The following is a 12754-nucleotide window of genomic DNA, read 5'->3' as shown; positions in this document are numbered from 1 at the left end:
TCAACCAGTAAAGGATACCATGACACGACAACCAGGACGTTTTCCGCCCGGATTTTACGCTTTTCTCACCGGCAGAGGGCTGTTCAGTGTCATAGACTCCATATTAGGCACTGCTGTTGGCTGGCATTTATATCAGGCCACAAAAGACCCCTTCGACCTGGCGCTGGTAGGATTATTTCAAATCGTCCCGGTGTATGTATTTTTTATTCTTACCGGCTGGGTTGCCGACCATATGTCCCGTAAGAAGGTACTGCAAACCGGGGCCGTTTGCTGGCTGGGTATCATTCTTTGTATCGCCTTTGAGATGCACGACGGTAACTTTAATAAGTGGGTTTTACTGTCGTTATTAATGGCACTCGGCACCGTCAAAGCGTTTATATCTCCGTCCATGCAGGCCATTGTGCCCAATCTGGTGCCCCCCGACCGGCTTGGCGCAGCCATCGCGATTACCAGCACCGTGTGGAATCTGGCATTAACCGCCGGCCCCTTCGTCGCCGGACTGCTGATATCGTTAATGGACTTCAAAGTGTACTGGACAGTATGCGTAATTTGCTTTGTGATCAGCATCTGTTTCTTGTTTCTGCCCCCGATTGGTCCTGCTAATACCGGAGGACAACGTAGTAAAAAAGCCTTGTGGGAAGGCGTACATTTCATGCAGCGAAATCCCATCGTACTGGGTAGTTTGTCGCTGGATTTACTCATCGTACTGGGAGGTTCCGTCGTGGCATTGTTACCCGTTTATGCCGCGGATATTCTGCACACAGGTCCGCAAGGACTGGGTATGCTGAGGGCCATGCCCGCCATCGGCGCGGTACTCATCGGCATTTATCTGTCGAAATTTAAAACCGACTTCCGCCACGCCGGTTATACACTATTCACTGCCCTGTTTGTCTTTGCCTGCTCCGTACTGGTATTTTCGCAGACGACCAGTATCTGGATAGCCTGCGCATGCTTATTCATTTACGGCGCATCAGATATGTTCAGCGTGGTTATCCGCGGCTCCGTTATTCAGCATAATACACCGGATGCACTGCGGGGACGTGTAGGCGCGCTGAATGCCATCTTCATCGCGTCATCAAATCAACTGGGGGATTTCAGAGCAGGAACGGTAGCTGCCGCAGCAGGGCCCGCCGGTGCTGCATTGATTGGAGCAATCACGGCTTTTGGTGTGGTTGGATGGGGAATCTGGCAATTCCCCTCACTGAGAAAACTGACTTCAACGGATATGAAAGAAAAAGCCTGAGGCTTTAAAGATTGACCACCAGATTGTTTTCCACAATAAGCAGCATCATCAGACCCGCAGCAAAACAATAGAGTACCGGATCGGACACACAATCTTTCAGATAGTTTTTCATTTTATCAATACGGTGGTTCATAGAGGACTTCCCGTTTTTGGTTATCAACAACTTAAATTTACCACACATTAACAATTTTTAAACATTAAACTTTAGCATGAAGCTGCCCGCCGTAAAATCCTGCATCAGAGTCGCATGATTGCGTGTCTGTTCTTGCATAGCATCCGGCGACCGTTATATGCTGAAAAGGTAAATGAACAGGAACAATTTATTCCCCTGATGAAAGTCTTCACTGCATTTTTAATGGTTTGTCTGCTTGGTGTGTTCACTATGAACGCGCAAGGCAATGTGCACGATGCTGCGCGATACCATGCTATGCAAACTGTACAAATGAATATGACCGGCCACATGCAGGCACATTCAGAGCCTGATGCAATGATGTCTGGTATGACTCAGGAAGATTGCTGTAAACAGGAGTGTCATTGTGATGTCTCCATGTGCCACGGTAGCCTGTTCGTGCTGTCTCACTTTACGCACTTCACCGCAGCAGTTGTGGTGAGTGATACCGTTAACACCATATCAGAACCGCTGACTGCTCATGGTGGTCCGCCCTTCAAGCCACCTATCCGGTTAAGTTAATTACAGTTAAACACCTCCTGCATTGCATGCAGGCGGACATTACATTTTTAACCGGAAATAGCTATGAAAAATCAGGATTCGTCACGTCGTCGTTTTCTTTGCGGCGCGGTGACCTCAATGTCAGCGATGGCATTATATCAGGCCGCCCCCCGCTGGGCTGTTGCTCAGGGGAACACTGAATTTCAGACCAGTAATGATGAAGTTAATCTGAAGATCAGCCAGCAAACATTTTCTTTTGGCAACAAGCAAAATAACACCATTACCATCAACAGTCAGATGCCGGGGCCACTACTGCGTTTTCGCGAAGGTGAACGGGCAGTAATTAATGTCGCTAATGAACTCAGCGAAGACACGTCAATTCACTGGCACGGCATCATTTTACCCGCCAACATGGACGGTGTGCCGGGCTTATCCTTTGCCGGCATCAAGCCGGGCGAAACCTTCAGATACGAATTTGATTTGCAACAGAGCGGTACCTACTGGTACCACAGCCACTCAGGCTTACAGGAACAGATTGGGCATCTTGGCCCGCTGGTTATTCATCCCGCTGACGGCGATATTGGTGCCGACAGGGAACATATGATCCTGCTGTCAGACTGGACCTTTGAAGATCCTCACGAAATATTCCGCAAACTTAAAGTATCTGAAGGTTATTACAACTACCAGAAACGGACCATTTTCGACACCTTAAAAGATGTGGAAGAACAAGGCCTGGCCGATACATGGCATGTTCGCAGTATGTGGAACAACATGCGGATGGATCCCAGGGATATTGCCGATGTGTCAGCCAGCGCATATACCTACCTGATGAATGGCCGGGATGCGGTGATGAACTGGGAGGCTCTGTTTAATCCGGGTGAAAAAGTCAGGTTGCGGCTGGTGAACGGTTCCGCCATGACTTATTTCGATTTCCGTATTCCGGGGCTGGAAATGACGGTTGTCGCGGCCGACGGTCAGCCGGTAAGACCTGTCACCGTTGATGAGATCCGTATTGCCATTGCAGAAAGTTACGATGTGATTGTGCAGCCCAAGGAGAACAAAGCTTATACCCTCTTTGCCGAAAGCTATGATCGCAGCGGTTTTGTTCGCGGCACGCTCGCGCCACGGCCTGGCATGAGCGCCGCCGTCCCTCCCCGCCGGACGATTACTGAACGTGGAATGGATGCCATGAGCATGGATCATGGTGATATGGACCACAGTAGTATGAATCACGACGATACGGGCCATGGCAACATGGACCACAGTGGAATGAATCATGCTGCTATGAACCATACCCCCCCGGCAACAAGCGCCTCCGGCGCAACGACGCCCGTTGACCATAGTAGTATGGATCATGGCAGTATGAGCCACGGAAATATGGATCACAGCGCGATGAAGCACGCAGATCACGACATGCAGGGCAGCGGCAAACCTGCCGTCGATGATATTGCCATCCATCACGACGCGGACGGACACGGTCCGGGGGCAGCGATGATTGCGGCGAATCCCCGTTCAAGACTGGACGAACCCGGCATCGGCCTGGGTAATGACGTTCGCCGGGTACTCGTCTATAAAGATCTCACCGGTGCTCAAACCTGGGGGGACGAACGGGAACCGTCCCGCAACCTCGAACTTCACCTTACCGGAAACATGCAGCGCTACATGTGGTCATTTGACGGCAAAAAGTTCAGCGAGGTTGACGGACCGGTAGTGTTCCGCCACGGAGAACGGTTAAGGCTGGTGCTGGTAAACGATACTATGATGGACCACCCTATCCATTTACATGGTATGTGGATGGAACTGGAAAATGGTCAGTATCCCCGTCCACGAAAACATACCATCAGCTTAAAACCCTCAGAAAAAGTGTCATTACTTATCACCGCGGATGCTATGGGTGACTGGGCCTTCCACTGCCATCTGCTTTATCACATGGAAGCCGGCATGTTCAGGGTAGTCAGTGTTCAGCACGGAGGGCATCATCATGATTAAACACAACCTTTTAGCCGCTGCTGTGCTCAGCAGTATTACATTCTCAACCTGCGCAATGGCAGAGGATAAATCAGACTGGCCGTCGCCAATGATGGAAATGTCTGCCTGGCAAGTCATGCTCGACAGGCTGGAATTATCCCGTAATACAGATAAAGAAAATGTGTTTACCTGGGATGCCACCGCCTGGTACGGCGGCGATTATCACCGTGTTGTGTTAAGGACTGAGGGCGAAAATCAGCAAAACGATGGTCATCCCACCGACCTTGAAAGAACAGATATCAGCTACAGCTACATGATTTCATCCTTCTGGTCACTGCAGGCCGGGCTTGGTCTGAAAGGTGAAATGTCGTCCGGGGAGAACGCCGAGCACTATGCAGTATTCAGTCTGTCAGGCCTGGCGCCTTACTACTTTGAAACCGACTCCAGTTTGCTTATCAATGAAGACGGCGACGTTCAGTGGCTGAATGAGTTTGAATATGACTTTTTGCTGACACAAACCAGTTATCTTCAACCCAGGTTCACGGTGAATACCAACCTGACAGATTCAGAGCGCTTTGGCAGGGAGGCCGGTGTTGAATCCGTGCGGTTCGGCTTACGTTACCGTCAGGAAGTGGTGCGGGAATTTGCACCATACTTTGGTATTTACTGGCAAAAGCAGTTAGGACAAACTGCGAACACTACCGCTGCAAACGGTGAAGACACGTCCGAATTCGGCTTTATTGCCGGCGCGCGGATCTGGTTCTGACAATAAAAAAGCACAGCGGCCGTTGCTGCTGTGCTTTTAGTGTCTGAATATGCCACCGGGGCTGATGCCGCGGCCTGTTAAAATGCGGTATTAATCTGTACGCTCAGAATTTGCGCTTTCGCATGCTCTGTAGCGGTAAGATCGCTGACAATAGAGCCGATTGCACGTTGCTGAGATACCGCCGCTTCACGTCCTTTGATATACACGTAGGCCATATCCACACTGGTGTCGTCAGTCAGCGCCCAGGTTGCTCCGGCACTTACCCAGTGACGATCTGTGTCAGGAATGCTCAGTGAACGGTGTGCAAAACTCACAGCACCTTCATCATAAGCATAACCGGCACGCAGCGTCAGCTTCTCATCATACTGATAAGTAACACCTGCACTCCAGCGCCAGGTATCTTCAAAATCTTCTTCTTTGAGCAGCAAATCATAGCCACTGTCCAGATTCGCTTCCAGCTTGTCAAAGGTGCTCCAGTCTGTGTAATTTACACTTGCCTGTACAGACCATTGCTCATCAATTTCTTGATCGATGGCCAGCTCAGTGACTGCAGCGAAATTCAAATCCAGACTACCGCCCTGATTATACAGCTCAGCAACTTCAGGGATCAGCACACCCAGATCTGACTTAATTTCACCGGCCAGTTCCAGCTGTGTTTCTGCCCGGTAACTTAACGCCACATTAGTACCGTCAGCCGGTTGCCAGAATACACCGGCGTTCCAGCCATAGCCGATATCATCACCGGCCATTTCGACAATAGTCAGGTTGCCCAGTGCCGGATTGCCCATCACCTGGCCAAAGACCTGAGGAATAGAGGTACTGATTTTCGCATCGGCATAAGTAACATTCAGGCCAAGCCCCAGACTTAATGTGTCCGTTGCTTTCCAGGCGACAGCCGGATTTACCGTAAAAGAGATGATCTCAGCTTCATCTGCATAATGCAGCGCATTGTAATCATCGCTGTAATCTGTCGACAGGCCGTAGCTGGTAAACAAACCAATACCCCAGGAGAACTTATCGTTAACCGGCGCAGCGTAAAAAATTGAAGGAATGACGGCTGATTCAGCAATGTCTTCAGCGCTGGCATCGCTGGTAATGGTTGCGCCGCCTACTGAGGTGGTCATGTCACCTCGGATATCCACTTCGGGGTCAAGATAGCTGACCTGTGCACTGAATTGTGCTTTATCAAACGCGGTGATAGCAGCCGGGTTGGTTGCCAGCACAGAAGCGTTTTCCGGCTTTGCAGCCTGACCCGCCATAGCGCGACCCAGTCCGTTCGCACTGTGTTCATTGACCTGAAAACCTGCAGAGAAAGCAGAAGAAGAGAACAGTCCGGCTACAGAAAGCGCAAGCGCTGTACGGACGAATAAAGGATGCTTCATAAAAACTCTATGATTATTGAAAAAGGGCCGCATCCTACTGGTACGACCGGTTACCTTCAAGTAAAACAAATGTAAATGCTTATTTTTAAGACGAATTACAGTAAAACGATTCGATAAAGCCCTGAAAACCACTGATAAGGGAAATGTTGCGGGGTGCTTTTAATTGCTATGATTCACTTTGCATAATAAAAATATCTGACCGGGAAAATCATGACACTCAGACACTTATTCACCATTTCTGCACTCACAGCCTCTTTGTGCTTCAGTGCAGGAAAAGCTATTGCAAGCACGCCCCAGCAAACAGACAGTTTTGAAATGTGGCCGGGCGCACAGTACAGCCCGTCCATCCCCACGGTAAAATCAGTGCTCGGGTATAACACCGGCGAACGCATCACGACCCACAGTGATATGCTGACCTATTTCGAAGCACTGGCAGAGGCTGCTCCGGAGCGGGTCCATCTGGTTAAATACGCAGAAAGCTGGGAGGGCCGTGCGCTTATTTATGTCGCTATCGGTTCGCCTGAGCATATTAAAGACCTGGAGCAGTTCGCAGCAAATATGAACCGCCTGGCCGACCCGCGAAAAACTTCCCGTGATGAAGCTAATAAGCTCATCGCTTCCCTGCCCTCGTCGGTATGGCTTCAGCACGGTGTTCACGGTAACGAAATCAGCAGTACCGATGCCGCAATGATGACGGCTTATCACTTGCTGGCAGCACAGAATGACCCGTTAACGGCGAAGGTGCTAAAAAACACACTGGTCTTTATCGACCCGTTGCAGAACCCCGATGGCCGCACCAGGTTTACGCACAACTTCTATTCCTCCATCGGTTTACAGGACAGCGATGATCGCCTGAGCGTCGATCAGAATGAACCATGGCCCAGGGGCAGAAGTAACCACTATCTGTTCGACATGAACCGCGACTGGCTTGCCATTACCCAGCCTGAAACGCTGGGCCGGGTGAATGGCCTGAACCACTTCAAGCCAACGGTAGTCATTGATTTACACGAAATGGGCAGTGACTCCACCTACTTTTTCGTGCCGGCAGCGAGCCCGATCAACCCGCATATGCAGCAGGCACAACTCGACAATAACGATTTAATAGGCAGAAACAACGGTAAACATTTTGACCGCATGGGTTTTGACTATTTTACCCGCGAAGTCTATGACGCATTTTATCCGGGCTATGGTGACAGCTGGCCTACTTTTTACGGGGCGTCTGCTGCCACCTATGAAGTGGCTTCTACCCGTGGAATGACATTCAGAAATAAAGACGGCAAAGTGAATCACTATCGGGATCCTGTGCAAAAGCACTTTGTTGCCTCCCTTTCTACCCTCGAGGCAGCCGCGGATAACCGTGAGAAAATCCTCACTGATTTTTATCAGTATCAGGTTAATGCTATTGAAGCCGGTAAAAAAGATGACGAGCGTACCTTTATTATTCCGGCAACCACCGATCGTGCCGGCAGCCACCGTCTGGCTACATTAATGGCGACCCACGGTGTCGAAGTAAAACAGGCTGGCGAATCATTTAAAGCATGTGGCACCCGGTATAACAAAGGGGCCTATATCATTGATACTGCCCAGCCCCGTGGCCGGTTTGTGAAAACTACCTTTACCCGCCAGGTCGATATGGCGGAATCATTCATCAAAGAGCAGGAACGGCGTCGCGCCCGCAAGCTGAACGATGAAATTTATGATGTGACAGCCTGGTCTCTGCCACTGTTATTCAATGTCAAAACCGACAGTTGTGATGATGGTTTATCTGTAAAAGGCAGCTACGTGACACCTGACTTGCCCCTGAAAGGGAATGTGGATAAACCGGACGCCAGTGTGGCCTGGCTGGTGCCCTGGGGTGATGCCGCAGCCGGCCGTTTTCTGACAGCCGCGCTGCAACAGGGGATCCATTTGAAAAGTGCAGATGAAGCCTTCACTCTCGACGATAAGCGCCGGTTTCCGGCCGGCACATTAATTATTGAAGTGAAAGCCAACTGCAAAGGTACCGGTGAAAAAATTGCCACTCTGGCAGCACAAACCGGCGCGCTGGTAACAGGCACTGACAGCAGCTGGGTAACTGACGGTCCCAGCTTCGGCAGCCGCAGTACACCGGTGATGTCAGCACCCAATATTGCTATGGCCTGGGATTCTCCCACCAGCTCACTGAGCGCCGGCAGCACCCGCTTTGTTATTGAGCGGCAGTTTAACTATCCGGTCACCGCAATCCGGACAGACATGCTGGCAAGCAGAAACTTGAACCACTATCAGGTGATCATTTTGCCCGCAGGCTGGTACGACGGAGCCTTAGGCCAGCGGGGCGCTGAAAACCTCAAGACCTGGGTAAAACAGGGAGGTGTGTTAATTACCTTTGCACAGGCAACCGCTTTTGCAGCCTCACCGGATAACGGCCTGCTGGATGCAGACCCGGAATACAGCTTTAATGATGAAACGGTGGAAGCAGATGAGCAGGCAGATCACCGTGGTCATGTGGCCGGTTCACATATTACTGATAAATCGCAACTTATACGTCGCATTGAAAACAACCAGCGTTCACCGGATTACGTTGCAGGTATCCTTGCGAAGGTTGAAGTGGACCAGGAACACTGGCTTACCGCAGGGGTCAATCCTGAAGTGGTTTCGCTGGTAACAGGCAATACTATTTTTGCGCCCATGAAACTGGATGCCGGTAAAAATGTTGCCTGGTATAAAGGTGCTGATGAGCTGCTCGCATCCGGATATTTATGGGACGAGAACCGCGAACAGCTGGCTTATAAACCATTTCTGATGGTGCAACCGTCCGGCGAAGGCATGGTGATAGGTTTTACCCAGGACCCTTCAAGCCGCGCATATTTGGATGGTCTGAACGTCATGCTATTAAATGCCATATTCCGTGGCGCAGCGCATGCATCACCACGACGCTGATCTGACAGTTAATCCTGTTACGGTTTCATCTTAACGTAACAGACTGGCATGAAGAATTAAGGTATTGTTATATTGTAACAATACCTTTTTTTATGAGAACACAATAATGATAACAAGACGACAATTCACCTTTGGCCTGGCGGCTCTGTCTGCAGGCAGCTGTGCATTCGGCGGGCTCGCAAATGCAGCAACTCAGCATGCCGCAGGCGGACTGCGTGCTGCGACCGGGTTTGGCCCGCTGAAACAGGATCCGGCTTCCCTGCTGGATTTACCGGAAGGCTTTACTTATAAAGTTATTTCAGCGCTGGGCCAGGCCATGTCTGACGGCCTGAATGTGCCGGATAAAGCTGACGGAATGGGCTGTTTCAAACTGGATGAACAACGTGTGGCTCTGGTAAGAAACCATGAACTTACCCCGAAAGACCGGATCTTACAGCCTGCATCGGTTGCCTCGCACAAAACTGCAAACGCCTACGACACCGCCCCCGACGGGAATGCACTGCCCGGTGGCACGACTACCATGGTGTATAATTTAATCACCGGTGAAACAGAAAGCCAGCATGTAAGTTTATGCGGCACAATCCGGAACTGTTCCGGTGGCATTACTCCCTGGGGAAGCTGGCTCACTTGCGAAGAGAGTATTGATAAGCCGTCGGCTTATAACAGTAAAGACCACGGCTGGGTTTTTGAAGTCCCCTCAACAGCACAAACCCTTGTCTCACCTCAGCCGCTTAAAGCCATGGGCCGGTTTAACCATGAAGCTGCAGCGGTAGATCCCCGTACCGGTATTGTTTACATGACGGAAGACCGGGGAGACAGCCTGTTCTACCGCTTTATTCCCGATGTCCGGGGCGATCTTATCAAGGGTGGCAGACTTCAGGCACTGGCAATAAAAGCCAGTCCGGGTTACGACAGCCGCAACTGGGTTAACCCGGCAATGCCGCTGCAACAATGGCTCGACGCCAGCTGGATAGATTTGACCGACCCGGAGAGTCCGGAAGATGATCTCCGTAAACGGGGATATGCAGACGGCGCAGCCCTGTTCGCCCGTGGTGAGGGGATTCACTGGGGAGACGGTGAACTCTATTTTTGCTGTACCAATGGCGGCAAAAAGCAACTGGGACAAATTATGCGCTATCAGCCTTCTGCGTCTGAAGGCACAGAACACGAAGCAGCTAAGCCGGGCCGGCTGCAATTGTTCCTGGAAAGTACAGATAAATCTCTGTTTAACTTTGGTGACAATCTCACTGTTGCACCTTTTGGTGACTTAATCGTTTGTGAAGATCAGTACACAGACGTCGTCGACAACCACCTGCGGGGTGTAACCCCGGATGGCAGTGTGTATGCTTTTGCCCGCTTACGTGATCAAACTGAACTGGCCGGCGCATGCTTCTCACCGGACGGCAATACCCTGTTTGTTAATTTGTATTCACCGGCCAGAACCGTCGCAATTACTGGTCCCTGGTCAGCCAGAAGCTGATAATACCTGTTTACCGGACAGCCGGATAAGGCTGTCCGTTTCCCCCTCCCACGTGTAATGTTTATTTTTTATTCAATTTTGCACTAAACCCCGGGCAGAACCGTATGCTATCCTGAAAATGCTGCATAGCAGCATAACTTAAGGAACAGGCGATGAAACCACTGAAAATTAATCTCGCTTTACAGGGTGGCGGGGCCCACGGTGCTTTCACCTGGGGGGTGCTAATCAGGCTGCTGGAAGAAGAGTGGCTTGAGTTTGACGGCATCAGCGGCACCAGTGCCGGTGCAATGAATGCAGTAATGCTGGCTGAAGGCTGGCGTAAAGACGGTCGCCGGGGGGCAGCGGCGCAACTAGATGCATTCTGGGAAGCCATCGCTGACAAAGGTATACAGATGCCCATGCCGAAAATATTGGAACAATCACTGAACAAATGGTGGATGAGCATGTTTCAACATTTTTCCCCCTACGACATCAATACGATGGACATCAACCCGCTGCGGGATGTGCTCGATGAAATCACTGATTTCAAAGTATTGCAGCACCACTCCCCTTTTCGCTTATTCATTGCCGCAACTGAAGTGACGACGGGAAAACTGGAACTCTTTAATGAACAGGAACTGACCGTCAATCACGTTCTGGCTTCCGCCTGTTTGCCCAACGTATACAAAGCGGTGACGATAAATAATAAGCACTACTGGGACGGTGGCTACGCGGCCAATCCGGCTATCTTTCCGTTGATCCACAGTTGTGACGCTCAGGATGTTCTGATTGTACTGCTGCAACCGTTACAACGGGGAGCACTGCCCGTCCGTTCGGAAGAAATCAGTGACCGCATCAGTGAACTCACATTTCACTGTGCTTTTTTACGGGAGATGCGCTCAATGCTGGACATTAAAAACTCGTCTCAACGGTGGGGCTGGGTTTCCGGCGATTTTGAGAAACGTATACGAGCCACCCGCACCCACATCATAGAAAACAGTGAATTAATGTCTGCCCTTGACCAGATGAGTAAGTACGACAATTCACGGGCGTTCCTTCTGAAACTGAAGGAGGAAGGCATAAAAACCGCTGGGCAATGGCTGGAAACCAGCACCGGAGATCTGGGGAAAAGAGACAGTTGCGATTTACCCGGACTTTTTGGCTAAATCTTATTGATAAACATTCTCATTTGCATTAAGATAATTTCACCTTTTGAGAATTGAGCCTGTTAATTTTCAACCTGGTACTACTCCTCCAGCCAAAAGGCAGGACCCTTAGACCGCCGGAGCTCATCCCGGCGGTATTTTTTTGCCTGAATTACAGCCCCATGGACTTCAGTTTTGCATCCAGACGGGGATAAACACGGCGGGCATTCCCTGAGTAAACCTGAGTTCGTTGTTTCTCAGTTAAATCCAGCGCATCGACATAACGTTTCGTGTCGTCGAAGTAGTAACCGGTTTCCGGGTCGATGCCGCGCACAGCGCCAATCATTTCTGAACCAAACAAAATGTTGTCCAGATCGATAACATCAAACAATAAATCTATACCAGGCTGGTGATACACACATGTATCAAAATACACATTTTTCATCACGTGCTCACGTAACGGGGGCTGCTCAAGCATATCGGCAAGACCACGGTAACGTCCCCAGTGATAAGGCACTGCGCCACCACCATGAGGAATGATAAAGCGCAGATCCGGAAACTCTTTAAACAGATTTCCCTGCAGGAACTGCATGAATGCCGTGGTGTCTGCGTTCATATAGTGAGCGCCGGTAGCATGGAAGTTTGCATTACAGGAGCCGGACACGTGGATCATCGCCGGTACATCCAGTTCTACCATTTTTTCATAGAAGGGATACCAGCTTTCATCTGTCAGCGGCTTTGATGTCCAGTGTCCGCCTGAAGGATCCGGGTTCAGGTTACACCCGACAAAACCCAGTTCATTCACACAACGCTCCAGTTCGTCCACTGAATTTTTAATCGGCACGCCCGGTGATTGTGGCAGCTGGCAAACACCGATAAATTGCTTCGGATATAAATCCACCACACGCTTGATCAAATCATTACATGCGCTGGTCCACTGTTTAGAAACGGCTTCGTCCCCCAGGTGGTGTGCCATGGCTGACGCGCGGGGAGAAAAAATGGTCATATCTGAACCGCGCTCAATCAGCAAACGAAGCTGGTTTTTCTCAATACTTTCCTGAATTTGCTCATCACTGATATGAGGAACTTCAGGTAACGCTTTACCTGCCTTAAACGCCGCCAGTTGCGCATCACGGAATAATTGAAGTGGTTCCGGTGCCGTTGTGTAGTGGCCGTGACAATCAATAATCATAATCAATCCT

10 protein-coding genes are annotated in these 12754 nt (G+C 50.3%); 7 read left to right on the top strand and 3 right to left on the bottom strand.

The genetic code is table 11. The annotated features are described in order from the left end of the window. The first annotated feature begins 19 nt into the window (after nt 1-19). The gene (locus J3369_RS08365; RefSeq protein WP_349585728.1) at nt 20-1243 is read left to right on the top strand and encodes an MFS transporter; all 1224 of its coding nucleotides are present in this window, start codon (nt 20-22) and stop codon (nt 1241-1243) included. Nucleotides 1244-1247: 4 nt separating this feature from the next. Here the strand turns inward: J3369_RS08365 and J3369_RS08360 are convergent, their stop codons facing one another. Then, nucleotides 1248-1376 (bottom strand): hypothetical protein, encoded by a 129-nt coding sequence (locus J3369_RS08360; protein WP_349585726.1) that lies wholly within the window; start codon nt 1374-1376, stop codon nt 1248-1250. 249 nt (nt 1377-1625) lie between these two features. Here J3369_RS08360 and J3369_RS08355 point away from each other — a divergent pair, with 249 nt between their 5' ends. From J3369_RS08355 to J3369_RS08345, 3 genes are all read left to right on the top strand, one after another. Next, nucleotides 1626-1934: a hypothetical protein gene (locus J3369_RS08355; RefSeq protein ID WP_349585724.1), complete on the top strand. Its 309-nt coding sequence runs from the start codon at nt 1626-1628 to the stop codon at nt 1932-1934. Between the two features lie 63 nt (nt 1935-1997). After that, the gene (locus J3369_RS08350) at nt 1998-3902 is read left to right on the top strand and encodes a copper resistance system multicopper oxidase (RefSeq protein ID WP_349585722.1); all 1905 of its coding nucleotides are present in this window, start codon (nt 1998-2000) and stop codon (nt 3900-3902) included. Further along, entirely contained in the window at nt 3895-4647 is a 753-nt protein-coding gene (locus J3369_RS08345) for a copper resistance protein B (RefSeq protein WP_349585720.1), read from the top strand. The genes J3369_RS08350 and J3369_RS08345 overlap by 8 nt, the downstream gene beginning before the upstream one ends. A gap of 77 nt (nt 4648-4724) precedes the next feature. Here the strand turns inward: J3369_RS08345 and J3369_RS08340 are convergent, their stop codons facing one another. Beyond that, a complete protein-coding gene (locus J3369_RS08340; protein ID WP_119500953.1) occupies nt 4725-6029 on the bottom strand; it encodes a porin in 1305 nt (434 codons plus the stop codon). Between the two features lie 210 nt (nt 6030-6239). On the opposite strand from J3369_RS08340, the gene J3369_RS08335 reads away from it, so the two are divergent. From J3369_RS08335 to J3369_RS08325, 3 genes are all read left to right on the top strand, one after another. Beyond that, nucleotides 6240-8948 (top strand): M14 family zinc carboxypeptidase, encoded by a 2709-nt coding sequence (locus tag J3369_RS08335; RefSeq protein WP_349585718.1) that lies wholly within the window; start codon nt 6240-6242, stop codon nt 8946-8948. Between the two features lie 106 nt (nt 8949-9054). Further along, complete coding sequence (locus J3369_RS08330; RefSeq protein ID WP_349585716.1) at nt 9055-10428, top strand: alkaline phosphatase PhoX; 1374 nt, start codon at nt 9055-9057, stop codon at nt 10426-10428. Nucleotides 10429-10580: 152 nt separating this feature from the next. Next, the gene (locus J3369_RS08325) at nt 10581-11573 is read left to right on the top strand and encodes a patatin-like phospholipase family protein (RefSeq protein WP_349585714.1); all 993 of its coding nucleotides are present in this window, start codon (nt 10581-10583) and stop codon (nt 11571-11573) included. Between the two features lie 151 nt (nt 11574-11724). Here J3369_RS08325 and J3369_RS08320 read toward each other — a convergent pair whose 3' ends face one another. Then, complete coding sequence (locus J3369_RS08320; protein WP_349585712.1) at nt 11725-12744, bottom strand: amidohydrolase family protein; 1020 nt, start codon at nt 12742-12744, stop codon at nt 11725-11727. Nucleotides 12745-12754: the final 10 nt, after the last annotated feature.

This window comes from Alteromonas sp. NFXS44, assembly GCF_040148705.1.
Classification (GTDB): domain Bacteria; phylum Pseudomonadota; class Gammaproteobacteria; order Enterobacterales; family Alteromonadaceae; genus Alteromonas.
The sequence above is the reverse complement of the archived record's forward strand: the minus strand, read 5'-3'. Positions and strand labels throughout refer to the sequence as shown.